This is a genomic window from Altererythrobacter sp., assembly GCF_050299635.1.
Classification (GTDB): Bacteria; Pseudomonadota; Alphaproteobacteria; order Sphingomonadales; family Sphingomonadaceae; genus Erythrobacter.
This window is the reverse complement of sequence record NZ_JBNKWF010000008.1, coordinates 21,351-44,234: the sequence shown is the minus strand read 5'-3', so window position 1 is coordinate 44,234 and position 22,884 is coordinate 21,351. Positions and strand designations below refer to the sequence as shown.

The window sequence follows — 22,884 nt, the reverse complement described above, 5'->3', positions numbered from 1 at the left end:
AGGTGATTCTCGCAGGGTTCGCGCCGCATTTAGCATTGGGAAACCATTGCTCCCACGCGGTCGCACAGCCTGTCCCGTTTCGGGGCGAAGCCAAGCAAAAACGCTTAACGAATAGGCTGTTAGTGCCGGTCGGTGCAGATGTGCGGCTTGGTTCAGATCCTGCCCGACAACAGCTCTGCAAGCCGTTCGATTCCCCTCGCATCCTCGGCCGTGAAGCGGGCGGGCGAAGGGCTGTCGAGATCGATCACGGCCAGCACACGGCCATCGCGCTTGATCGGCACAACCAGTTCGGACCGGCTAGCGGCATCGCAGGCGATGTGGCCTGGGAAGGCATGGACATCCTCGACGAGCTGGGTATCGCCGCTCGCCGCTGCCGCTCCACAAACTCCCTGGCCAAGCGGAATGCGGATGCAGGCAGGGCGCCCGACAAAGGGGCCGAGCACGAGTTCATCGTCAATCACGCGATAGAACCCCGCCCAATTAAGTTCAGGCAGGAACTCCCACATCAGCGCAGCAATATTCGCCATATTGGCGATCGCATCGCTTTCGCTGTCCGTCAGCGCATCGGCTGCCGAGCAAAGCTGGCGATGGCGTTCGGCGGGATCGAGGCCGGGATCGGGCGAGAAATCGAACATGGTCCAGATCTAGCGATCTCGCGCGCCGCTGCAAGTGGGCCGGATATGCCCCGCAAGTGGATTGCCGCCGCCGCGCTCCTCGCCTATTTGTAAGCCCATGCAAATCGTCAAAAAGATCCTGATCGCCCTTCTGGTCATCCTTCTCTTGCTTGCGGGCCTGTTGTGGTGGCTGTCACAGGGAAATCCGGCCGAACTCAGCATGGATGCGGTGAGCGGGACCGAACCGACCCTGGCCGAGCCCAAGGAAGAAATCCTGCCCACCGTAAAGATCGCAACGCCGGTTGGCTGGGCGGAGGGCGAGGCCCCAAGCCCGGCAGAAGGGCTTGCGGTCGGACGTTTTGCCGAAGGTCTCGAACATCCGCGTATCCTCTACACACTGCCCAATGGCGATGTGCTGGTGACACTGACGCGCGGCCCCAGGTTGGGGGATTCGCTGGCAGACAAGATTGGCGACTGGCTGATGGAGATGGCGGGCGCGAGCGGCCCTTCGCCGAACAAGCTCGTCTTGCTGCGCGATGCAGATGGCGACGGTGTGGCCGAACTCAACAAAATCATCCTCGAGAAGGGGCTATCGCACCCTTCGGGAATTGGCTGGCATGACGGCACGCTTTACGTCGCCAATGACGATGCGCTGCTCGCTTTTCCCTACGCTCTTGGCGACGAGGTGGTGACGGGCGAACCGAAGAAGCTGATGGATCTCCCGGCGGCGGGTAATCACTGGATGCGCAATTTCGCGATCTCGCCTGATGGCAAACGCCTTTACGTGGCGGTTGGCTCCGCCTCCAACATCGGTGAACGCGGGATGGAGGCCGAACAGGGCCGTGCGATGATCTGGGAGTATAATCTCGAAACCGGGCGTCGGCGTCCTTTCGCCACCGGGCTGCGCAACGCCAATGGCCTGGACTGGAGCCCGTGGACCGGTGAGTTGTGGACCGTGGTCAACGAACGAGACATGCTCGGTTCGGATCTGGTGCCCGACTACCTCACCAATGTCCCGGTTGGTGCTTCCTATGGCTGGCCGTGGATCTATTGGAAGGACAATTACGATCTTCGCGTCGATGCGCCGATCCCGGCCTATCTCGGGGAATATGCTCGCAAACCAGAATATGCGCTGGGGCCGCATGTCGCTGCCTTGGGCATGGTGTTCACGCAAGAGGGGCACCTGATGGGCGACAATTTCGCCAGCGGCGCGTTTATCGCCCGCCACGGCTCATGGAACCGCAAGCCGCCGTCAGGCTATGACGTCGTCTATGTCGCTTTTGACGACAAGGGCAATCCGGAAGGTCAACCTGTTTCGGTGCTGGGATCGTTTCTCGATGGTGAAGGAAACACACGGGGCCGGCCGACCTGGGTACAATGGGCCGGTGACGGCTCGCTGCTGGTGAGCGACGATACTGCCGGTATCGTCTGGCGGGTTTTCGCGCCGGGGGCAGAGCCGGGCGCGGGGATTGCCCGGATCGAAGGGAAGTCGTTGCGGCCACAGCGCGAATTGCGCGGCGATCCGCGGGCGAGCTTCGGCGAAGAGGATTATGCCCGGATCGAACCAGCGCAATAAATCGCGCTAAAGCTGCAGACGGGCCCTTCCAGCGAGCTCGACCACGAATTGCCAGGCCGAACGGCCCGAAAGCGGGCCGCGCGCACGCGACCAGGTGAGCGCCTCGTCGCTCGACCATTCAAGCCCCAATGGCTCGGCGTGGGCAGCGACGATCGCGAGATATTCGTCCTGATCGCAGGGATGGAAGCCGAGACGCAGCCCAAAGCGATCGGCCAGCGCCAACGTATCGTCCATCCGGTCGCGTTCGTGGAGCGGCCCGGCCTGGTCGTGCTCGTCACGTGCCAGGATCGCGCGATGATTCGAGGTGACGGCAAGGCGGACATTGGCAGGGCGGGGCGCCAGGCTCCCTTCCAGCGCGCTGCGCAGATGGCGCAGCATGCCATCGTCGCCGTGATCGAATGCGAGATCGTCGAGATAGAGCAGGAACTGCCGGTCGACTCCTCCGATTGCAGCGAAAAGGTCGGGCAAGGCGTAAAGACTGCCCAGATCGAGCTGAACCAGCGCCAGGCGTTTCGGATCAAGTGCTTGCTCTGCCGCCACGGCAGCGCGCAAGAGCGCGGACTTGCCCATGCCGCGCGCTCCCCACAGCAGCATGTCATGCGCCGCAGCGCCTTGCGCATGCCGCGCGACATTCTCAGTGACCGCCTGTTTTTGCCGGTCGATACCCTTGAGCCGGTCGAGCGGTAGCGCATCAATGACCTTTACGCTGCGGACCTGCCCGCCGTGCCAGGCATAGGCGGGGTGGGCCGCCCAATCGACAGCATCTGGCACACAGGGTGCCATCCGTTCCAGCGCATCGGCAATGCGTGCCAGCGGATCTCCTTGATCAGTCATGCAATTTGACTAGGGCGTGTGGGGGTTCGCCACGCGAACCACGGTTCGCGCCGCAAATCCGATCTCGCGAGGAATGAGCGCGAAGACAGTGTGGGCCACTTTCAAGCGGGAGTGACGCTGCGAGCGCGGATTTGCGCCGAACCCTTTCGGGGCCGGGTGAAAAACCGCCATTTCAGCGTCCTTCGTCCTCAAACATGCCAACATGTCCCTCGTCCTCACTCCTTGAACTGGCGGTTTTCGCCTTCGGCCGTGGCCGTGTGGTAACCCCCCACAGGCCCTAACCGACAAGCGCCTCGGTCGAAAGTGCATATAGCAACTCAGCGCCTGCAACAGCTGACGCCTTGAGGCCATTTGCCTCGGGAACCAGATGGTCGAGGAAATAGCGCGTTGTGACCGGTTTGGTCCTTGCGAGCGTGGGCGATGCGCCATTCGCCACCGCCTGAGCCTGTTTGGTGAGCTGCCACCCGGCGGCGGCCACGGCCAACATGGTGCAGAAGGGAACGCTGCCCGCCAGCCGGTCATCGAGCGTAGCTTCGTCGCGCATCCAGCTGGCGACCGCGAGGCAATCTTCGGCGAGGGCGCGCAAAGCCGGTTCATCCGCCGCGTCACGGGCGATCTCCTGTGCCAGCGCCAACACCGCTTCGCCGCCTGCCAGCCCCAGCTTGCGCGTGACGAGATCGGCGGCCTGAATGCCGTTTGTGCCCTCGTAGATCGGGGAGATGCGCGAATCGCGCCAGTGCTGGGCCGCACCCGTTTCCTCGATAAAGCCCATCCCGCCGTGGATCTGGATCCCGATTCCTGCCGCTTCAACCCCCGCATCGGTGCCCCAGGCCTTGACCAGCGGAACCAGAACTTCAGCGCGCAATCCGGCAGTTTCGTCTCCCAGATTTCCGCGATCGACCTGACCGGCACAATAATAGAGCAGTGCGCGCGCGCCTTCGGTCAACGATTTCATCCGCAGCAGCATGCGCCGCACATCGGGATGCTCGATGATCGCGACGGGGGTTTTGTCGGGTGAACCGGCGCGGGCCGATTGCACACGCTCGGCAGCAAAGGCCAGTGCCTGCTGTGTCGCACGCTCGCCGATCTGAACGCCCTGATTGCCGACATTGATGCGCGCATTGTTCATCATGGTGAACATCGCCATCAATCCGCGATTGGGTTCGCCAATCAGCTCGCCGATACATTCGCCTCCTTCCGCGTAGGAATCACCGAAGCTCATCACGCAGGTGGGGGAAGCGTGAATTCCCAGCTTGTGCTCCAGCGAAACGCATCGCAGATCATTGCGCACGCCGAGTGAGCCATCTTCGCGAACCAGATATTTTGGCACGATGAAGAGAGAGATGCCCCGGCTGCCTTCGGGCGCATCGGGAAGGCGCGCCAGTACCAGGTGGATGATGTTCTCGGCCAGTTCGTGTTCACCCCAGGTGATGAATATCTTCTGGCCCTGGATCAGGTATTTGCCGGCATGTTCACCTGCTTCGATCGGCGTGGCGGTCGATCTCAGAGCGCCAACATCCGATCCGGCCTGCGGTTCTGTGAGATTCATTGTGCCCGACCATGCACCGCTCACCAGATTGGGCAGGTATTTCGCTTTCTGCGCCTCGGTTCCGTGATGTTCTATCGCTTCGATCGCGCCCACGCTCAGCATCGGCAGAAGGTTGAAGGCCATGTTTGCGCTGCCCAGATTTTCCAGCACATTGCAGGCGAGCGTGAAGGGCAAGCCCTGGCCGCCGAACTCTTCAGGCGAAGCAATCGCGTTCCAGCCTTGCTCGACATAGGACTGGTATGCTTCGGCAAAGCCATCGGGCAGGCGGACCATGCCATTCTCCAGCTTCGCACCCTCCAGATCGCCAAGCCGGTTAAGCGGGGCGAACTCGCCTGCCGCAAACTGGCCCACGCCTTCGACGATCGCTTCGACGAGGTCGGGTTCCGCAGCTGCGAAACGTTCGGTTTGAGCAAGCTCTTCGATCCCCGCATTCACGCGGATCGCAAGCAATTGGTCCTGTGTCGGTGGGGTATAGGGTGTCACGGCGGGGTCATCCTCTCGGTAAATCGCTTGGCAATTTTGGCCTCCACCTATAGCGCGCGAGCATGACCGGCAAGAACGCTACGGAACGGCTCGTTTGGAATGCAGAGGGAATCACCCGGTCCGCTGCATTGCTGCGGGAAGGGGGGCTTGTCGCCGTGCCGACCGAGACGGTGTATGGCCTGGCCGCGCGTGCCGACGATCCGCAAGCGGTGGCGCGGATCTATGACGCGAAGGGTCGGCCCAGCTTCAATCCACTGATCGTCCATGTTGCCGATGTCGCCCATGCGAAGACGCTTGCCGATTGGGATGAGCGCGCCGAGCTATTGGCGGAACGATTCTGGCCTGGTCCGCTGACCATAGTGCTCCCGCTCCGGAAAGGCGCAGGACTTGCTGCTGCGGTGACGGCCGGACTGGATACGATCGCGCTGCGCTGTCCCGCCCATCCGGCGATGCGCGCAGTGATCGAACAGTCGGGGCTGCCGCTCGCCGCACCTTCCGCCAACCGGAGCGGCTGGGTCAGCCCGACCACGCCCGAGCATGTTCTCGAAACGCTCGACGGACGGATCGATGCGGTGCTCGACGCCGGATCATGCACGCGCGGTCTTGAATCCTCGATAGTTGCGCTGCGCAACTTGAACGATGGGGGGCAGGGCGGCGCGGCAGGATGGGCCATGCTGCGGCCCGGGCCTGTCAGCGAAGAGGAGATTGCAGCGGTGTTGGGCGCGCCGGCAGAGGTCGCCAGCGGCAGGATCGAGGCCCCTGGCCAACTGGCCAGTCACTACGCGCCAGGCAAGCCCGTGCGGCTCGACGCAGAAGGCGCGGAAGCGGACGAGTTTCTGATCGGTTTCGGCAAGGTCGCGGGAGACTGCATGCTTTCAACCAAAGGCGATCTCAAGGAAGCGGCGGCGAATCTCTATCACTGCCTGCATCTTGGAGCGGCTGACGCAAAGCCGCGCATCGCTATCGCGCCGATTCCGCGCGAAGGAATAGGCATCGCGATCAACGACCGGCTTAAGCGCGCTGCGGCGTAATTCCCGTCAATCGCCCGCGGGTTCCGGCTCGGCCGGAATGGTCGGAATCAGCAGCTGGATTTCGGCATAGGTCTGGCTCGCCGCATCGCAGGCGTTACGATCGCCATCGCGGCATTGCTTGAGCTGCTTGTCATATTGCCGCTCGAGCTTGCCCAGCCGTTCCTCGCGCTTGCGCAACTCACGCCCGCGCTTCTCGTCAGCTTCAGACTGGCTGGTGGTCGCGAGGTCGACCCCCTTGCTGGCGACCTTGACCGGTGCCGTCACGACATCGACAGCAGTTTTGGCAATACAACCACTTAGCGCGCAGGCTGTGCCGGCGAGAGCTATTAGAGTGAGACCGCGCATCGGTTCTCCTTTCGATACGCGGCCTGCCATAGCGCGGATTGGTGGGCGATGAACCGGGCCACACACGGCCCGGCTCAAATCGATCACGCCTTGCGCGGTTTTTTTGGCGAGTTCTTCTTCTTGGCGATCTTTTGCTTGGCTGCTGCCTTCTTCGCCGCTTTCTTGCCCTTGACTTCGGCCTTGCCTGCAGCGGCAACCTCCTCGCTTTCGGCAGGGGTTTCACAGACCAGCTTGCCCGAGCCCATCGAACTCACTTCGCATGTCGCGCGCCCGATTACCTTGACAGTACCAGAGCCCATGATGTTCGCTTCAACCTTGCCGTCCGAAGCGAAGGAGGCGTCGCCCGACCCCGCGATGGTGACATCGGCGGATCCGACCTTGAGGTCCGGCATCTTGGCCTTGCCCGAACCGAGCAGGTTGAGATCCAGATTGTCCGAAGCGCCTGCAGCTGTAAGCGAGCCGGAACCGGCAATTGTCGCGTCAGCCTCGTTCGCCTTGAGTTCGCGCACGTTGAGCGAGCCTGAGCCGGCGATGATCATATCAGCTTCGTCGGCCATGCCTTCCGCCTCGACGGATCCCGAACCGGCAATTGTGATCGATCTGGGCGCGGGCATGGTCACCTTGACCACTGCCTGCCCCGCGTCGTTCCAACTGCCCTTTTCGCGCATCACGCCCAAGGTGCCGTCCTTGAGCGTGAAGCGGACCAGATCGACTGCCTTGCTATCGCCGCTGACATCGATGTCGAGCGCGCTGCCACCGGTTACGATCACCTTGTCTGGTCCGGCGAGGACAAGTTCATCAGGCGGATCGCCCGACATGTCGAGCTGTGCCAGGGGCACACCCTTCTCGCCGTCGATGCTGATATCGATATCGTTGCACCCGCCGAGCGCGCCGCTCAGCGCGATCGCGGCAACGGGCGCCAGGCCCTTGAGCAGTTTGTGAAGCATTGGGGGTCCTCCAGGAGTTTTCTCACGTTTGGCGTGTTGCTGATATAATACAGCATGGAGGATCCTTCAAGCGCACAACGAAAAAGGGCCGCCCCGCGGGGCAGCCCTTCATCGATTGCCGTATGGCACCTGTCGATCAGATGCGATCCGATCAGGCGTCTTCGGTGTTCTCGTAATATTGCGGAGCATGTTCGCGCAGGACGGCGAGAATCTTCTCGAGCGCGGTCGGCTCGTCTGTTTCTTCCATCGCGGCCAGTTCGCGCGCCAGGCGGCTTGAAGCGGCTTCGAAGATCTGCCGTTCGGAATAGCTCTGCTCGGGCTGGTCTTCCGGGCGAAACAGGTCGCGCGTCACTTCGGCAATGGAGACGAGGTCGCCCGAATTGATCTTCGCTTCATATTCCTGCGCACGGCGAGACCACATGGTGCGCTTAACCTTGGGCTTGCCCTTGAGCGTTTCCATCGCTTCCTTCAGCGTCTTGTCGCTCGACAGCTTGCGCATGCCGATCGATTCGACCTTGTTGACGGGAACGCGCAGCGTCATGCGCTCTTTTTCGAAGCGGAGCACATAGAGCTCGAGCTGCATGCCCGCGATTTCTTCATTCTGGAGTTCGATTACGCGGCCGACCCCGTGTTTGGGATAGACAACATAGTCACCGACAACAAATGCAGGAGCCTTGCTGGCCATGCAAATTCCTTTCAACCGACCCGGTCGGCAACAGACAGTCAAATCACCTTGTCGGGCCTGAAAAAACAGGCTCCGCTCGCGTGTCTAAGGTGTGGTTGCTGGTCTGAAGCCTTCCTGTTTTCACACTCGCGCCGGAATCATCCCGGCTGGCTTGATCGATTATATAACACAATCGCAACAAAATTGCGAGTCTTGCAACATAGCGCGAGTCAAGGCGACCGAAACGTGCGAATTCACACATTCGGCTTCCGTTGGAAGCGATTGATATTGCGCCTCTATTGCCAATCCGCCGTGGGCAATCGACATCGGCAGCGGGCCCACGAGAACACGTCCCGGTCACGCGACGAGACGGCATGGGCGGACCCATATTTATCCAGCCGTTTGAGCGGGTTGGCAGCCGGGCGGATGCCCTGCCGCAGGCCTAGAGCCGGTTTCACTTAGGTGGAAACGTCGTCATCGCGTCAGGTCACCCACTGGCTAGGAGCGGCGCGAAGCGCGGGCCCGTCGGCCCCGGGCGAGCGACGCGACGACGTCCAGTGAGCGACCTGACGCGACCCCTGCCCGAAGGGCGGTTTGCCCATCACAGCATGCCGTCCAGCCCAGGGGCGGGCCGCTTTTGGCCCATCACAGCGTCAATCGTCGGTCACCATGCTTCTGCATGGCTCCCTCCTCTTTCCTCGTGCTGGGCCAAAATCGGCTCCGTGCCGATGCTTCCACCTAAGTGAAACCGGCTCTAGTCGCCTTCGCCGGGATCTTCGGTGAAGTACTTCTCGAACTTGCCCTCTTCACCCTTGTGCTCATCGGCATCCGCAGGCGGATCCTTCTGGCTGGTGATGTTGGGCCATTCGGCGGAGAACTTGGTGTTGAGCTCGAGCCATTGCTCCAGCCCATCCTCGGTGTCCGGCAGAATTGCTTCGGCCGGGCATTCCGGTTCGCACACGCCGCAATCGATACATTCCGAAGGATTGATGACCAGCATCGTCTCGCCTTCGTAGAAACAGTCCACCGGGCAGACTTCAACGCAATCGGTGTATTTGCATTTGATGCATGCGTCAGTGACGACATAGGTCATGGATGAGTGTCCTTCTCAATCATCGTGTTGGCCTGCTGCTATGGCGCTTTCCCCGCTGCGGTCAAGATCGCGATAGTGGGAACGTGCCATTCCGGGCGGTCCGCGCCGCTCAGGCAAGGCAAGAATCTCGACGATCCGCACCTCATCGCCCCACGGGAAAGTCAGCACATCGCCCGCCGCGACATTTTCGCTGCACCGCAGGACATGCGCGCCATTGAGCCGCATATGCCCTTCTTCGATCATGGCGCTGGCGCGGCTGCGGGTGCGGGCGAAGCGCAGATAGACCAGCAAACGGTCCAGCCGCATCGATCCTCCCGAATCAGCCAAGCAGATCCGCCAGTGCGTCGAATGCTCCACCGGTCTTTTGCGGACCGCTTTGGCCGGATCGATCTTTCTGGCCAGAAGACCTGTGCCCCGCCTTGCGCCCACCCTTGCGCTTCCCGCGCTCCGGCCTGCCCTTGTGGTCACGCTCATCCCCGGCGCGACGCGGGCGCCAGCTCCAGCGATCGGGTGCTGGCGGACCATGCGCTCCTTCCTCGAGCGCCCTGGCCTTCTGGCAACGGAATCCTGCGCTGCCCAGCAGGCGGACCAGATTGCCTTCCTCCAGCCCGATCGAAATGCCCAACGCGGTATCGAGCGCAAAGCGGACATTGCGCTCACCGCCCGCCTTGGCGCGCGCTTCAAAGGCGGCGCGCATGATCTTCTCCGCCAGATCGACGCGAATCGCTTGCGTTCCTGCAGGGCGATATCCCGCCGGCAAGCGCCTCTGCTCGGGAATGACCGGAAGCATGGCATCCTGAAGGGGCCGCAGGTCGATCCCCAGCGCATGAAGCAGCTGGCGCGGTGCGGGCTTGAGCAGAGCGTGCGCGAAAATGTCCAGCGCGCCAAATACCACGCCCAGCTTGCGCAGATAGGGGCGCAGTTCCTTGGGAAGATGCTGCAATCCGGCCTTTTCGCGGCTGACCGCGCCATGGCCGGCGATCAGCGTGTGGAGGAGCGCGCGGGCTTCGGACCCGGCGCCGGGATCGCGCGCCGCTAGTGCCAGCTTGCGCAGGGGCTCGAGCGGTTCGAGCTTGGCCTCGAGCCAAGCCAGCAAACCCTGTTCGAGCTGTTTGCGCGACGCATCGGGCAACATCGCAATCTCGCGCGCCAGCGTGAGGCGCGGAGTGCCAAAATCGTCAGGCATGTCCACATTGGCGAGGACGTGCCCGTCCCACGCAATCGCGCCATCGGATAGCTCCAGCGCGTCTAACCCTTCGCTCATCAACCATGCGGCGCGCTGCGCAAGGATACCGGGTAGGGCTTTCTCGCCGGCGGAAAGCAGCATCTTGCGATCGGCATGGCCCGCCTGCGGATCGACCGCGAAGCGGAAGCCCTCGAGCCGCCCGATAACTTCGCCTTCTACGGTTACACGCCCATCGCTCTCCAAATTAACCGGCAGTGCGCTTCCGTCCTGTCCCAGTGATCGCATCAAAATTGCAGTCCTTCGATTGACAAATCTTTCCGTCAGCCGCGCGTGGAGCGCGTCCGACAGTTTCGCTTCGACCGCGCGTGCCCGCGCCGCCATCTCGTCGCGCGCCAGCACCCAATCGGGTCGCTGGCAGATATAGGCCCAGGATCGGATCGCGGCTATCCTTCCCTGCAGCGTGTCGATATCGCCCTGCATCCGGTCGAGCTCGGCGATACGCGCGGCGACGAAATCCGCGCCGAGATAGCCTTGCCGGAGATCCTGCCACAGCCGCGCGACGAAGCGCGCGTGCGGCTCCACACCCACGCTGCGGAAATCGGGCAGTGTACAGACCTCCCAGAAGCGCCGTACCAGGCCCGCACCCTTAATCTCCGCCGCGAAAGGTTCGTCAGCCAGCCGTTTGAGCACGGCGAGATCGATCGCTTCGGGGGCGGGTTTCAGTTCAGGGCGGTCGGGCGGGCTTTCGAGATCGCCGATCAGCTCGCCGATACTGCCAAAGCGGGGTTCCGCCTCGCGCCAGAACAGATGGGTCAACGGCTGGAAGCGGTGTTCTTCGATCGCATAGACCTCTTCCTCAGTGAATTCGGGCGGAGAGGCCTGATTTTCGCGCATGCCCGACACCGTGCCGAAAGTCCCGTCGCGCTGGTGGCGCCCGGCGCGCCCGGCGATCTGCGCCATTTCCGCTGGCGTGAGGCGCCGCTTGCGCCGCCCATCGAATTTGGTGAGTGCGCCAAAGGCGACGTGATGCAGATCGAGATTGAGCCCCATGCCGATGGCATCGGTGGCGACGATGTAGTCGACCTCGCCATTCTGGAACAATTCGACCTGTTTGTTGCGCGTTTCCGGTGAAAGTGCCCCCATCACCACCGCCGCTCCGCCACGGAAGCGCCGCAGCATCTCGGCCATGGCATAGACTTGCTCTGCACCGAAGGCGACCACTGCGCTGCGCGGCGGCAGGCGAGACAATTTGCAGCTTCCGGCATGGCGCAAGGTCGAAAAACGCGGCCGCTCGATCAATTCGGCGCGCGGAACCAGTGCTTTCACCATGGGCTGTAGCGTGGCCGAACCCAGCAACATGGTCTCTTCGCGCCCACGGGCACGGAGCATTCGATCGGTGAAGATATGCCCGCGCTCGGGATCGGCGGCCAATTGTGCTTCGTCCAGAGCGACGAAGGCATAATCGCGTTCGCCTGCATGCCCATGAACAGGCATCGCCTCGACCGTGCAGCAGAAATATCGCGCGTTCTGGGGTTCGATCCGCTCTTCGCCGGTGATCAGCGCAACACTCTGCTCGCCCTTGATAGCGCAGACCCGGTCATAGACCTCGCGCGCCAGTAGCCGCAGCGGAAAGCCGATCATGCCGCTCGAATGACCGCACATGCGTTCGATCGCGAGATGGGTCTTGCCGGTATTGGTCGGCCCCAGGACCGCCTTTGTCACGCTTGAGGCATCGGCATTGTTCACGGTAGTGTTTGTGGCACCGGCGTGGGCGTGGGGCAACCGGCGGAAGCGACCATGCACAACATGTCGCGCCACGGACTCGTCCTGTCGACAATTTACGCGGTGTTTACTTTGATCGCGCAGAGAATTCGGCCATGAGAGCGCTGCGAGTTGACGCTAGCCACAAGGTCGCGCGCTTGGCGGAGGGAAGAATTGGATCACAGAGGCGACATCGAAGGCGATGATGCCGGGCCAATTGGCCATTCGTCGGAACCGGCGCTGCCGGAAGAAGCATTGCCGGTAGAGGCAATCGAACTGCCGCTCCATGACATGTCCTATGAAGAGGTGGCTGACGAGGCTGTCGAAGTCATCGACCAGACACGGGCATTTGTGCTTCAGCGCGTCGAGAGCTGGCGCGATCGCTATCACCGATGGCGCGACGCCGCTTCGGACTGGCTGACCGGCATCGATCTCACGCCCGATCTGGCGCAGAATATCGGCAGCAAGTCCTGGTTTCGCGGGCTCGGCACCATGCTGGGTGTCAGCGCGATTGCACTCGCCTTCTGGCCCAGCTTCGCGCCGCTCGAGGCCATGCCGGCAATGGCAATGGACGATGGCGTGCGCGACGAATTTCGCAGCCAGATGATTACCCCGCTGGCGTTGGGCGGAGACAGCGGACGGCAAAGCGGGCCGGGTCCGCAAGTCATTCCGCTCGAATCTGCGCCCGAAAGACCGCAGATCGAACTGGTTGCCACGCTTTCCACCGGTGACAGCTTCCAGCGCATGTTGCGTCGCGCGGGCGTGGGGCAGGCGGATGTCGAGCGAGTCAATTCGCTGGTTTCGGGCGCAATTCCGCTGGAAGAGATCGAATCAGGAACCAAGGTCGATATCACGCTGGGTCGCCGCCCGGCTCCGCGCGAACCGCGCCCGCTCGATGAACTTGCCTTTCGTGCTCGCTTCGACCTCGAGCTTGAGCTGTTTCGCAACGATGCGGGGCAATTGGCGCTCAAGCGCAATGTCATTCGCGTCGACGACACGCCGCTGCGTATTCGCGGTACGGTGGGCCAGAGCCTCTATCGTTCGGCGCGGGCGGCAGGCGCACCGGCCAGCGCGGTGCAGCAATATCTCAAGGCGCTCGACGGCCAGATCGACATGGACCGCGAAGTGCGCGCCAGCGACGAGTTCGACATGATCGTGGCCTATCGCCGTGCTGCCACGGGCGAGCGGCAGGCAGGGCAATTGCTCTATGCCGGGGTAGATCGCGGCGGCGAGCCCAAGACGCAGCTGATGCGATGGGGCAAGGAAGGCCGCTTTTACGAAGCTTCGGGCGTTGGTGAACAGCGCAACGGGCTGGTGGCACCGGTTCCGGGCCGGATTACCTCCAACTTCGGTATGCGGCGCCATCCGATCCTGGGATATCGCCGGATGCATTCGGGCATGGATTTCCGTGCGCGATACGGCACGCCGATCGTCGCGGTGACTGACGGCCGTGTTGCCAGCGCCGGTAGGGCGGGTGGTTGCGGCATTGCAGTCAAGGTCAGCCACGGGGGCGGGCTCTCGACCCGCTATTGCCATATGAGCCGGATGGCGGTGCGGGCCGGGCAGAGCGTGAGGCGTGGCCAGGTAATCGGCTATGTCGGATCGACCGGCCTCTCGACCGGGGCGCATCTCCATTACGAAATGTATCGTGGCGGGCGAGCGATCAATCCGGCTGGCGTCCGCTTCGTCACGCGCGCGCAGCTTGAGGGGCGCGAATTGATGGATTTCCGCGCCGCCTTGCGCCGTCTCAAACAGGTCGAACCGGGTGCGGCGCTGGTCGAGCTCGAGAAACGTCCGACCGAAGTGGAAGCGCCCAAGCGCGAGATCGAGAAGCTCGACCAGAAGCGCGAAATCGGCTGATTGCGCCGCCCGCGATAATCCGGCAACAGAGGCGACCATGAACGCCCGTTATCCCAATTTGCGCCTGCGCCGCACTCGCACAACCGCCTGGAGCCGGGCGATGCACCGTGAGACGGTGCTGACGCCCGCCGATCTCATCTGGCCGCTCTTCGTCACCGAAGGGAGTGCCGTGGAAGAGCCTGTCTCGTCGCTGCCCGGCGTATCGCGCTGGTCGGTTGACGGCATCGCCGCGCGCGCCAAAGAGGCGGTGGAACTGGGCATCCCCTGCCTGGCGCTATTTCCCAATACGCAGACTGAGAAGCGCAGCGACGACGGGGCCGAGGCGCTCAATCCCGACAATCTGATGTGCCGCGCAATCCGCGCGATCCGCGATGCTTGCGGTAACGATATCGGCATCCTCACAGATGTCGCGCTCGACCCCTATACCGCGCATGGGCAGGACGGGCTGCTCGATGCGTCGGGCTATGTCGCCAATGACGATACGGTGGCGGTGCTGGTCGATCAGGCGCTCAATCAGGCCGCAGCGGGGGCAGATATCATCGCACCGTCCGACATGATGGATGGCCGCGTCCATGCAATTCGCATGGCGCTGGAGATGAACGGGCATCCCAATGTCCAGATCATGAGCTACGCCGCAAAATACGCCAGCGCCTTCTACGGACCGTTCCGCGATGCAGTGGGCTCGCGCGGTCTGCTCAAGGGCGACAAGAAGACTTACCAGATGGACCCGGCCAATGCCGAAGAGGCTCTGCGCGAAGTCGAACTGGATCTGGCTGAAGGGGCGGACAGCGTGATGGTAAAGCCCGGCCTGCCCTATCTCGATATCGTCCGACTGGTGAAAGAGCGTTTCGAAGTGCCTGTGTTCGCTTACCAGGTGAGCGGCGAATACGCGATGATCGAGGCGGCGGCTTCGGCCGGGGCGGGCGATCGCGACGCGCTGGTGCTGGAAACGCTGCTGGCCTTCAAGCGCGCGGGTTGTTCTGGGGTGCTGACCTATCACGCAGCCCATGCCGCCCAATTGCTCAATGGCTGAGCCAGATGGCTGATATTGTTATCGAGACTGAACGGCTGGTGTTGCGCACGATCGACGAAGGCGATGCCGAACTTCAGTTTCGCCTGCTCAATACCCCCACAGTGATGGAGCATCTCGGCGGAGTGAAGGAGCTCCACGAAATCGAAGCCAAGCACGCAAAGACAATGGCCTGGTTCGCGCGCGAAGGGTTCGGCTTCATGATGATGGTCGAGAAAATCAGCGGCGAAGTGGTCGGGCACGCAGGCATGAAGCGCGTGGATCATGCACTTGCTCCCAACCAGGGCGATTTCGAGATCGGATGGCTGGTGCGTGAAGACCGCTGGCGGCGCGGTTATGCGAGCGAAGCGATGCGCGCAGTGGTCGAATGGGCCTTCACCCGGCATCAGGCATCGCATGTGGTTGCGCTCACCAGCGAACGGAACGAGCCGAGCTGGCGTCTCATGGAAAAACTCGGCATGAGGCGGCGCAAGGATCTGGACTTTGACGACCCGGCCTATCCGCCTGAAGACAATCCGACGATCCAGTATTCGATCAGCCGCGCCGAGTGGGAGAGCGAAGAATGAGCAACCGTCCCTCCAGTTCCAGACCCGGCGTCAACATCGTGCCGATCCACGGGAAAACGCCGAGGATTCATGAAAGCGCCTTCATTGCGCCGGGCTGCACGATCATTGGCGATATCGAGATCGGGGCGGACAGCTCTATCTGGTACAATTGCGTTCTCCGCGCGGACGTGTCGCATATTCGTATAGGTGAGCGCAGCAATGTGCAGGATGGCAGCGTGCTGCATTGCGATCCGCCGCGCCCGGGCGATCCGGATGGCTCCCCGCTCATCATCGGCGACGATGTGCTGATCGGGCATATGGCGATGGTGCATGGCTGCACGATTCATGACCGTGGCTTTGTTGGTCTGGGAGCGATTGCGATGAACAAATCGGTGATCGGCTCCGATGCCATGCTCGCCGCGGGCGCGATGCTGACCGAAGGAAAGGTGATGGAGCCGCGCATGTTGTGGGCGGGCCGTCCAGCCAAGCCGCTGCGCGAACTGAATGAGGCCGCTATCGCCGGGATGCGTATTGGCGTGGCGCATTATGCCGAGAATGCGAAGGCGCATTCAGTGGCAGTGTCTGAAGCGCTCGGCGACTGATGGCGCGGCCCAAGGCCGATCTTCCCTCTGCCGCCGCGATCCGTGCGGCGCTCGATTCCGAAGGTCGGCTCGCGGTGCGGGTTACGCCCGGTGCGCGTAGTGAAGGCATGGCGATCGAGGATGAGCGCGTGGTGGTGAAGGTCCGCGCCAAGCCGCAGGATGGCGCCGCCAATGATGCGGTCATCAAGCTCGTGGCCAGCGGCCTCGGCATCGCCAAATCGCGGGTCGAACTGTTGCGCGGCGCAACTTCGCGCGAGAAACTGTTGAAGATCGACGAATAGGGTCCAGACTGTAGCGCTCTAGCGGTCGTGGTCGGTCCACACCTCAGGCTCCAGCTCGCTGCGCCTCAACCTCAGCGCCAGGCCAAAGGCCACGCCTATGCCGATAGCCAGCGTCAAATCGGTCAGCACAGTCAGCACCAGCGTCACGATCAACAGCATCCGGTCAGTCACCGGCTCGGACCAATAGAGGCTCCATTTGTGGGGCTCGCTCATGTTCCAGGCCGTCACCATCAGCAGCGCGGCGAGCGCTGGCATGACCAGATATGCTGCGAGCGGGGCCGCCAGCAGAAGGACCAGCAAGACAGTGAGCGCGTGAATGATTCCCGCCATCGGGGTTCGACCGCCTGCACGGACATTGGTGGCGGTGCGCGCGATGGCGCCTGTTGCAGGCAGTCCGCCGAACAGCGAGGAGCCAAGGTTCGCCCAGCCTTGCGCCATCACTTCTGCATTGGGGCGATAACTGCCCGCAATCATCCGATCCGCGACCATGGCCGAAAGGAGCGATTCGATTGCCGCCAGCAGTGCAATGACCATTGCGGAAGGCAGCAGCTCGGTCAGCCGCTCGACCGTAACTTGCGGAACATGCGGCATCGGCAGGCCATGCGGCAGCTCCCCATAGCGGGCCGCAATCGTGTCGACCGGCAGTTCGAACAGCGCAACCGCGAGAGAAGTCAGTGCAACCGCGACGATCAGGCCGGGCAGTCGCGGCGACAAGCGGCGGAACAGGACGATGAGCGCCAGCGTTACCGCACCGATCAGCAGGGCTTGCCAGTTCGCGCTGCCGTGCGCGTCCCACAAGGCAGCCAGCTTGGGCAGGAAGTCGGCCGGAACATTCTCCGCGCTTATGCCGAGGAAGTCCTTGAGCTGGCTCGTGGCAATGATGATCGCGATGCCGATGGTGAAACCGTTGACCACGGCTTCGGGAATGTAGCGAACGAGATTTCCCAGCCTCAAGAGCCCGGCGGCGATCAGGATAAGCCCGGCCATGGCCGTGGCCAGCACCAGCCCATCGAAGCCGTGTTCGGCAATCACGCCATAGACGACCACAATGAATGCGCCCGTCGGACCGCCGATCTGGACCCGGCTGCCGCCCAGGAAGGAAATCAGGAACCCCGCGACGACCGCCGTGATCAGGCCCGTTTCAGGGGCCGCACCCGATGCGATAGCGATTGCGATGCTGAGCGGAATCGCCACCATCGCCACGGTCACGCCTGCAATCGCGTCTCCGCGGAACTCGGCCAATGTATAGGTTCTGATCGTGGTGAACAGCTTGGGCTTCATGAGCGCCCGCTATCCGCTGCACCACTTTCGCGCAATCGGTTCTTGCGTGCGGAAGTACTTCGCTGCCTATTCGGCGACCATCGCATGCGCCATCAGGTGGAGCCGGGCGGACATCGCATTGGCAAGTTTGGGCTCGATCGGACCGCTTTCGTCGATCGCTCTGGCCATTGCCTCCGCCCATTGCGACGCGGTCTGCTTGCTTACACCCAATCCGCGATGCGCGCTCATCATGCATTTGCCGGGATTTTCGTCGAACCAGTCCTTGGGTCCGCCCGCCCATGCAGTGAGCCATCCGGCCAGCGAATGCCGCATCGGGCCAAGATCGGCCGCGTGCATCTGCCGCAACTCGCTATATTGCGGCTCCTGATCGACCAGATCGTAGAAGCGGTTGACGATACGTTCGATCACTTCGCGGCCGCCGAGCGCTTCATATGGCGTTTGCGGCTTGCTGGTCTCCAGATTCAAGGTGCGGGGTCCTCTGCGGCAATAGGGCGTGAGCCCTGCAGATAGAGGGCCTGCGCGCCACTGCATTGACGCAGCGCAAAGCAGCAATGGGTGAACCCAGCCGGGATTCCGGCCGGGAATCCTGCCAGATCAAGGGCCTCCGGCTACCCGGGAGTTATCAGCCCTTGTCCTTGTTCGACTCTTCGCCCCCACCGGCATCGGCGTCGGGTTTCGGTTCCGCGGGTTTCGGTTCCGGTGACTTGGCAGGAGCCTTCTTCGCAGCCGCCTTCCTCTTAGTGGCCGGCTTACGTTTCGGCTTGGTCTTGGGCGGCGCGGGCGTAAGCTCGAAGCTCGGCTTGCCGTCCTTGATGCTGACATGGACCTCGCCACCATCGGACAATTTGCCGAACAGCAGTTCCTCTGCCAGCGGCTGCTTGATTTTCTCCTGGATCAAGCGACCCATCGGGCGCGCGCCGTAGAGCTTGTCATAGCCCTTGTCGGCCAGCCAATTGCGCGCATCCTTGTCGAACTGGATATGGACGTTCTGCTCGGCCAGCTGCAGCTCGAGCTGAAGAATGAACTTGTCGACCACGCGGGCAACGGTGCTCTTGCCGAGATAGGCGAAGGGCACGATCGCATCGAGGCGGTTGCGGAACTCGGGAGTGAACATCTTCTTCACTGCTTCCTCGCCCGCATCTTCCTTGGACACGTCGCCGAAGCCGATGCCTTGCGTCGCCATCTGCGCCGCACCCGCATTGGTCGTCATGATCAGCACGACATTGCGGAAATCGACCGTCTTTCCGTGGTGATCGGTCAGGCGCCCGTTATCCATCACCTGCAGCAGGATGTTGAACAGGTCCGGGTGCGCCTTCTCGATCTCGTCGAGCACCACCACCGAATAGGGGTGCTTGTTGACGGCGTCGGTGAGCAGCCCGCCCTGATCGAATCCAACATATCCGGGAGGCGCACCGATCAACCGCGAAACGCTGTGGCGTTCCATATATTCGGACATATCAAAGCGCTTGAGCTCGATCCCCATGATCGAGGCGAGCTGGCGCGCGACTTCGGTTTTACCGACGCCGGTCGGGCCGGAGAACAGGAACGAACCGATCGGCTTGTCCGGATCGCGCAGCCCCGCCCGGCTCAGCTTCATGGCAGTCGACAGGCGGTGGATCGCTTCGTCCTGCCCGAACACGACATGTTTGAGATCGCGTTCGAGATTCTCGAGCGCCTTCTTGTCATCCTTGCTGACAGATTTCGGCGGGATGCGCGCCATGGTGGCGATCACCGCTTCAATCTCCCTGGCGGTGATCTTCTTCTTGCGGCGGCTCGGTGGCACCAGCATCTGCATCGCGCCGACTTCGTCGATCACGTCGATCGCCTTGTCCGGCAGCTTGCGGTCGTTGATGTAGCGGCTCGACAGCTCGACCGCGGTCTTGAGCGCATCGGGCGTGTATTTCACGCCGTGATGCTCTTCGAAGGCGGTGCGCAGGCCTTTGAGAATCTTGATCGTATCTTCGATCGTCGGCTCGTTCACATCGATCTTCTGGAACCGGCGCAGCAGCGCGCGATCCTTTTCGAAGTGGTTGCGGAACTCCTTGTAGGTGGTCGAACCGACGCAGCGGATCGTGCCACCCGAAAGCGCGGGTTTGAGCAGGTTGGAGGCGTCCATCGCCCCGCCGCTCGTCGCGCCGGCACCAATCACGGTGTGGATCTCGTCGATGAACAGGATTGCATCGGGCATCTGCTCGAGCTCGGCCACGACCTGCTTCAAGCGCTCTTCGAAATCGCCGCGATAGCGTGTGCCGGCCAGCAGTGCGCCCATGTCGAGCGAATAGATCACCGCGTCCTTGAGCACGTCGGGCACGTCGCCTTCGATGATCTTGCGCGCAAGGCCTTCGGCGATGGCCGTCTTGCCCACGCCCGGTTCGCCGACATAGAGCGGGTTGTTCTTCGAACGGCGGCACAGGATCTGGATCGTCCGGTCGACCTCCGGCCCGCGGCCGATCAGTGGATCGACTCTGCCCGCCTCCGCCTTGGCATTGAGATTGACGGTGAACTGGTCGAGCGCGGTTTCCTTCTTGTTGCCGGTTTCCTTGACCTGCTCGCCTTCGCTTTGCTGCGCTTCTTCGCTGCCTTGCGGCGATTTGCTTTCAAGCTGGCGACCGCCCTTGCCAATTCCGTGGCTGATATAGCTGACTGCGTCGAGCCTGCTCATATCCTGCTGCTGGAGGAAATAGACCGCATAGCTGTCCCGCTCCGAAAACAGCGCGACCAGCACATTGGCGCCGGTAACGGTATCCTTGCCTGAAGACTGGACATGCAGGATGGCGCGCTGGATCACGCGCTGGAAACCGGCGGTCGGCTGCGGATCGGCATCCTCCTCGGTCTTGAGGGACTGGTATTCCTGGTCGAGATATTGCCGCACGACTTCGCCAAGCTCGGCCAGGTCGACGCCGCATGCCGCCATAACCTGGGCCGCATCTTCATCGTCAATCAGTGCCAGCAGCAAATGCTCCAGCGTTGCATATTCATGCCGGCGCTCCGATGCGTTGGCGAGCGCATTGTGAAGCGTACGTTCAAGGTTCTGGGCAAAACTGGGCATTCGCGTGGTCTCTCGGCGGTTATCTAACGGGCTAAAAGCGACTCCACCCTTGCGGGAGAGTATGAACAGACAGGCTTAACCAATTCTATATGGGGCGCGTCCGGTGACATGCGACCCCCGGGCATCACGATTCTGGCTTCTTGAACAGCGAGTCCGCAGCTTCGCGGTGTGCCGCGGCCTTCGATCGGTGCGTTTCAACCCGCACAATTTCGGCCTCGAGCAAGCTGATGCGTTCTTGTAGCTCGTCCTGGGAATAGGGAGACAAATCTTCCTTTGCGAGGAGGCTCGCCGCATCGCCCTTGGGGCGCGGAAGATCTTCGTCATTCATTCAATCAACAGGTCTTCTTCATTCATCCAGGCTCAGCATCGCAAGCAAGGCGGCTTGCTGTCAATCCGGCCAGGCGTGTTTCAACAGTCGTTAGCTCCCTCTGGCAGCAAGCTATTGCGATTACTGTATCCTTGCGGCAACAGCGCAGTTCGGATGCTTTCAGGGGGGCTCCATGACCGAATCCTTGCCCAAGTTGATGAATGTTATCGGGTTTTCTGCGCCCGGCGGGCCCGATGTGCTCGTGCCGGAAAGCGCGGCGGTGCCGGAACCCGGGCCGCAGGATGTCTTGATCCGCGTTGCCTATGCCGGAGTTAACCGGCCTGATTGCATCCAGCGTGCCGGGTTCTACCCGGCTCCTCCAGGTGCCTCGCCGATCCTGGGGCTTGAAGTCTCCGGCACCATTGTGGCGGTCGGCGAAGAGGTGCCAATAGAGATGCTGGGGCAGGTGGTTGCCGCGCTCACACCTGGCGGTGGCTATGCCGAATATTGCCTCGCGCCCTGGGGGCATTGTCTGCCCGTTCCGGAGGGAATGCCATTGGCGGAAGCGGCGGCGATACCCGAAACGCTCTTTACCGTCTGGCACAATGTGTTCGAACGCGGGTTGGCGCGTGATGGCGAAACTCTCCTGGTGCACGGCGGCACCTCCGGCATCGGGACCATGGCGACCATGCTGGGCAAGGCCTTCGGGCTGGAAGTGATCGTGACCTGCGGCGACGAAGGCAAATGTAAAGCTGCCCGCGAGCTTGGGGCCGACCTGGCAATCAACTATCGCGAACAGGATTTCGTCGAGGCGGTGCGCGCGCAGACCGGAGGGAAAGGTGCCAATATCGTGCTCGACATGGTTTCGGGCGACTATGTCGCACGCAATCTCAAATGCTTGGCGGACGATGGACGCCATGTGACGATTGCCGTGTTGGGTGGTATGAAGGCAGAGATCAATATGGCGCTGGTGATGAGCAAGCGGCTGACGCTCACGGGATCGACGCTGCGGCCCCGTAGCGATGCCTTCAAGACCGCGCTGGCTGAAGAAATTGTCCAGAACGCCTGGCCCCTGTTCTGCTCGCGCGAGCTGAAGCCGGTGATGGACAAGAGTTTCCCCTTTGCCGAGGCTGCCGCGGCTCATGCGCGGATGGAAGCGGGCGACCACATTGGCAAGATCGTGCTGGAGGTTTCAGGTGGCTGAGAGTTACATACTTCACGAGGATCTTCGCAGCGGCAATTGCTACAAGATCAAACTCACCGCTGCGCTTCTCGGCATCCCGATCGCCACGAGGCAATATGACATCTTGAAGGGCGAAACGCGCACGCCCGAATTTCTTTCGGGCGTCAATCGCAATGGGCGCATCCCCGTGCTGCAGATAGATGGCGACGAAGGGACACGCTTCCTGCCCGAAAGCAACGCGGCCTGCTGGTATCTCGCGAGCAAGAGCGCGCTGATCCCGCAGGACCGTTTCGAGCAGGCGGACATGCTGCGCTGGATGTTCTTCGAACAATACAGCCACGAACCCAACATCGCGACCTTGCGCTTCTGGCTCCACTTTGTTGGTGAGGCCAATCTCTCTGATGAGCAACGTGCGCAAATCGTGGCCAAGCGGATTGCGGGTTGCGACGCGCTCGAGCTCATGGATGAGCATTTGGGACGAGGGCCCTGGTTCGTGGGCGATCGCGCGACGCTCGCCGATATCGTGCTCTACGCCTATACCCATGTCAGCGAAGCAGGCGGCTTTGCCTTACATGACTATCCCAATGTTTGCGCCTGGCTCGACCGGATCGCCGCGCTGCCGGGCTATGTCCCGATGGACCGCGCCGGGACTTCCTGACGCGG

General features: G+C 62.2%; 22 protein-coding genes. 9 read left to right on the top strand and 13 right to left on the bottom strand.

The window, feature by feature from the left end; all coding sequences use genetic code 11:
* Nucleotides 1-152 precede the first annotated feature (152 nt).
* Nucleotides 153-635, bottom strand: a complete 483-nt coding sequence (locus tag ACQY6C_RS05865; protein ID WP_427966045.1) for a GAF domain-containing protein — start codon at nt 633-635, stop codon at nt 153-155.
* A 97-nt stretch (nt 636-732) separates the two neighbouring features.
* Here ACQY6C_RS05865 and ACQY6C_RS05860 point away from each other — a divergent pair, with 97 nt between their 5' ends.
* Entirely contained in the window at nt 733-2,190 is a 1,458-nt protein-coding gene (locus tag ACQY6C_RS05860; protein WP_427966042.1) for a PQQ-dependent sugar dehydrogenase, read from the top strand.
* A gap of 6 nt (nt 2,191-2,196) precedes the next feature.
* Here ACQY6C_RS05860 and ACQY6C_RS05855 read toward each other — a convergent pair whose 3' ends face one another.
* Both ACQY6C_RS05855 and ACQY6C_RS05850 read right to left on the bottom strand, forming a co-directional pair.
* Complete coding sequence (locus ACQY6C_RS05855; RefSeq protein ID WP_427966040.1) at nt 2,197-3,024, bottom strand: DUF815 domain-containing protein; 828 nt, start codon at nt 3,022-3,024, stop codon at nt 2,197-2,199.
* A 277-nt stretch (nt 3,025-3,301) separates the two neighbouring features.
* Nucleotides 3,302-5,056 (bottom strand): acyl-CoA dehydrogenase, encoded by a 1,755-nt coding sequence (locus ACQY6C_RS05850; protein ID WP_427966037.1) that lies wholly within the window; start codon nt 5,054-5,056, stop codon nt 3,302-3,304.
* 62 nt (nt 5,057-5,118) lie between these two features.
* On the opposite strand from ACQY6C_RS05850, the gene ACQY6C_RS05845 reads away from it, so the two are divergent.
* Complete coding sequence (locus ACQY6C_RS05845) at nt 5,119-6,087, top strand: L-threonylcarbamoyladenylate synthase (protein WP_427966034.1); 969 nt, start codon at nt 5,119-5,121, stop codon at nt 6,085-6,087.
* Nucleotides 6,088-6,093: 6 nt separating this feature from the next.
* Here ACQY6C_RS05845 and ACQY6C_RS05840 read toward each other — a convergent pair whose 3' ends face one another.
* The 6 genes from ACQY6C_RS05840 to ACQY6C_RS05815 form a co-directional block, all read right to left on the bottom strand.
* Complete coding sequence (locus tag ACQY6C_RS05840) at nt 6,094-6,432, bottom strand: hypothetical protein (protein WP_427966031.1); 339 nt, start codon at nt 6,430-6,432, stop codon at nt 6,094-6,096.
* 83 nt (nt 6,433-6,515) lie between these two features.
* Nucleotides 6,516-7,379: a head GIN domain-containing protein gene (locus tag ACQY6C_RS05835; protein ID WP_427966028.1), complete on the bottom strand. Its 864-nt coding sequence runs from the start codon at nt 7,377-7,379 to the stop codon at nt 6,516-6,518.
* Nucleotides 7,380-7,530: 151 nt separating this feature from the next.
* Entirely contained in the window at nt 7,531-8,064 is a 534-nt protein-coding gene (locus tag ACQY6C_RS05830; protein WP_427966025.1) for a CarD family transcriptional regulator, read from the bottom strand.
* Between the two features lie 733 nt (nt 8,065-8,797).
* The gene (gene fdxA / locus ACQY6C_RS05825; RefSeq protein WP_427966022.1) at nt 8,798-9,136 is read right to left on the bottom strand and encodes a ferredoxin FdxA; all 339 of its coding nucleotides are present in this window, start codon (nt 9,134-9,136) and stop codon (nt 8,798-8,800) included.
* A gap of 15 nt (nt 9,137-9,151) precedes the next feature.
* Nucleotides 9,152-9,463, bottom strand: coding sequence for an RNA-binding S4 domain-containing protein (locus tag ACQY6C_RS05820; protein ID WP_427966019.1), 312 nt, complete (start codon nt 9,461-9,463; stop codon nt 9,152-9,154).
* Entirely contained in the window at nt 9,456-11,984 is a 2,529-nt protein-coding gene (locus ACQY6C_RS05815; protein ID WP_427966359.1) for a helicase-related protein, read from the bottom strand. Before ACQY6C_RS05815 ends, ACQY6C_RS05820 begins: the two co-directional genes overlap by 8 nt.
* A gap of 390 nt (nt 11,985-12,374) precedes the next feature.
* Between ACQY6C_RS05815 and ACQY6C_RS05810 the strand changes: the two genes are divergently transcribed.
* Genes ACQY6C_RS05810 through ACQY6C_RS05790 form a run of 5 tightly spaced genes read left to right on the top strand, consistent with a single transcriptional unit; the run spans nt 12,375 to nt 16,401 of the window.
* Nucleotides 12,375-13,943 carry a M23 family metallopeptidase gene (locus ACQY6C_RS05810; protein WP_427966356.1) on the top strand — a complete coding sequence of 523 codons (1,569 nt, stop codon included), beginning with the start codon at nt 12,375-12,377 and terminating at the stop codon, nt 13,941-13,943.
* Nucleotides 13,944-13,980: 37 nt separating this feature from the next.
* Entirely contained in the window at nt 13,981-14,976 is a 996-nt protein-coding gene (hemB, locus tag ACQY6C_RS05805; protein ID WP_427966016.1) for a porphobilinogen synthase, read from the top strand.
* A 5-nt stretch (nt 14,977-14,981) separates the two neighbouring features.
* Nucleotides 14,982-15,539, top strand: coding sequence for a GNAT family N-acetyltransferase (locus ACQY6C_RS05800; RefSeq protein ID WP_427966013.1), 558 nt, complete (start codon nt 14,982-14,984; stop codon nt 15,537-15,539).
* Entirely contained in the window at nt 15,536-16,120 is a 585-nt protein-coding gene (locus ACQY6C_RS05795) for a gamma carbonic anhydrase family protein (protein WP_427966010.1), read from the top strand. The genes ACQY6C_RS05800 and ACQY6C_RS05795 overlap by 4 nt, the downstream gene beginning before the upstream one ends.
* Complete coding sequence (locus ACQY6C_RS05790) at nt 16,120-16,401, top strand: DUF167 domain-containing protein (RefSeq protein WP_427966007.1); 282 nt, start codon at nt 16,120-16,122, stop codon at nt 16,399-16,401. The genes ACQY6C_RS05795 and ACQY6C_RS05790 overlap by 1 nt, the downstream gene beginning before the upstream one ends.
* Before the next feature lie 18 nt (nt 16,402-16,419).
* On the opposite strand, the gene ACQY6C_RS05785 is transcribed toward ACQY6C_RS05790, so the two are convergent.
* From ACQY6C_RS05785 to ACQY6C_RS05770, 4 genes are all read right to left on the bottom strand, one after another.
* Nucleotides 16,420-17,682, bottom strand: coding sequence for a SulP family inorganic anion transporter (locus ACQY6C_RS05785; RefSeq protein ID WP_427966005.1), 1,263 nt, complete (start codon nt 17,680-17,682; stop codon nt 16,420-16,422).
* Nucleotides 17,683-17,748: 66 nt separating this feature from the next.
* On the bottom strand, nt 17,749-18,147 hold the full coding sequence (locus tag ACQY6C_RS05780) for a globin (RefSeq protein WP_427966002.1): 399 nt from the start codon (nt 18,145-18,147) through the stop codon (nt 17,749-17,751).
* 157 nt (nt 18,148-18,304) lie between these two features.
* Nucleotides 18,305-20,731 carry an ATP-dependent Clp protease ATP-binding subunit ClpA gene (gene clpA, locus ACQY6C_RS05775; protein WP_427965999.1) on the bottom strand — a complete coding sequence of 809 codons (2,427 nt, stop codon included), beginning with the start codon at nt 20,729-20,731 and terminating at the stop codon, nt 18,305-18,307.
* A 124-nt stretch (nt 20,732-20,855) separates the two neighbouring features.
* On the bottom strand, nt 20,856-21,059 hold the full coding sequence (locus ACQY6C_RS05770; protein WP_427965997.1) for a DUF1192 domain-containing protein: 204 nt from the start codon (nt 21,057-21,059) through the stop codon (nt 20,856-20,858).
* 172 nt (nt 21,060-21,231) lie between these two features.
* Here ACQY6C_RS05770 and ACQY6C_RS05765 point away from each other — a divergent pair, with 172 nt between their 5' ends.
* Nucleotides 21,232-22,242: an NAD(P)H-quinone oxidoreductase gene (locus ACQY6C_RS05765; RefSeq protein ID WP_427965994.1), complete on the top strand. Its 1,011-nt coding sequence runs from the start codon at nt 21,232-21,234 to the stop codon at nt 22,240-22,242.
* Nucleotides 22,235-22,879, top strand: a complete 645-nt coding sequence (locus tag ACQY6C_RS05760) for a glutathione S-transferase family protein (protein WP_427965991.1) — start codon at nt 22,235-22,237, stop codon at nt 22,877-22,879. The genes ACQY6C_RS05765 and ACQY6C_RS05760 overlap by 8 nt, the downstream gene beginning before the upstream one ends.
* Nucleotides 22,880-22,884: the final 5 nt, after the last annotated feature.

Coding starts and splice junctions, on each gene's coding strand:
- ACQY6C_RS05865 (WP_427966045.1), bottom strand. CDS start 635: ATGTTCGATTTCTCGCCCGATCCCGGCCTCGATCCCGCCGAACGCCAT.
- ACQY6C_RS05810 (WP_427966356.1), top strand. CDS start 12,375: ATGTCCTATGAAGAGGTGGCTGACGAGGCTGTCGAAGTCATCGACCAG.
- clpA (WP_427965999.1), bottom strand. CDS start 20,731: ATGCCCAGTTTTGCCCAGAACCTTGAACGTACGCTTCACAATGCGCTC.
- ACQY6C_RS05855 (WP_427966040.1), bottom strand. CDS start 3,024: ATGACTGATCAAGGAGATCCGCTGGCACGCATTGCCGATGCGCTGGAA.
- ACQY6C_RS05840 (WP_427966031.1), bottom strand. CDS start 6,432: ATGCGCGGTCTCACTCTAATAGCTCTCGCCGGCACAGCCTGCGCGCTA.
- ACQY6C_RS05830 (WP_427966025.1), bottom strand. CDS start 8,064: ATGGCCAGCAAGGCTCCTGCATTTGTTGTCGGTGACTATGTTGTCTAT.
- ACQY6C_RS05860 (WP_427966042.1), top strand. CDS start 733: ATGCAAATCGTCAAAAAGATCCTGATCGCCCTTCTGGTCATCCTTCTC.
- ACQY6C_RS05785 (WP_427966005.1), bottom strand. CDS start 17,682: ATGAAGCCCAAGCTGTTCACCACGATCAGAACCTATACATTGGCCGAG.
- ACQY6C_RS05800 (WP_427966013.1), top strand. CDS start 14,982: ATGGCTGATATTGTTATCGAGACTGAACGGCTGGTGTTGCGCACGATC.
- ACQY6C_RS05795 (WP_427966010.1), top strand. CDS start 15,536: ATGAGCAACCGTCCCTCCAGTTCCAGACCCGGCGTCAACATCGTGCCG.
- ACQY6C_RS05815 (WP_427966359.1), bottom strand. CDS start 11,984: ATGTGCGGTCATTCGAGCGGCATGATCGGCTTTCCGCTGCGGCTACTG.
- ACQY6C_RS05770 (WP_427965997.1), bottom strand. CDS start 21,059: ATGAATGACGAAGATCTTCCGCGCCCCAAGGGCGATGCGGCGAGCCTC.
- ACQY6C_RS05790 (WP_427966007.1), top strand. CDS start 16,120: ATGGCGCGGCCCAAGGCCGATCTTCCCTCTGCCGCCGCGATCCGTGCG.
- ACQY6C_RS05765 (WP_427965994.1), top strand. CDS start 21,232: ATGACCGAATCCTTGCCCAAGTTGATGAATGTTATCGGGTTTTCTGCG.
- ACQY6C_RS05835 (WP_427966028.1), bottom strand. CDS start 7,379: ATGCTTCACAAACTGCTCAAGGGCCTGGCGCCCGTTGCCGCGATCGCG.
- ACQY6C_RS05845 (WP_427966034.1), top strand. CDS start 5,119: ATGACCGGCAAGAACGCTACGGAACGGCTCGTTTGGAATGCAGAGGGA.
- fdxA (WP_427966022.1), bottom strand. CDS start 9,136: ATGACCTATGTCGTCACTGACGCATGCATCAAATGCAAATACACCGAT.
- hemB (WP_427966016.1), top strand. CDS start 13,981: ATGAACGCCCGTTATCCCAATTTGCGCCTGCGCCGCACTCGCACAACC.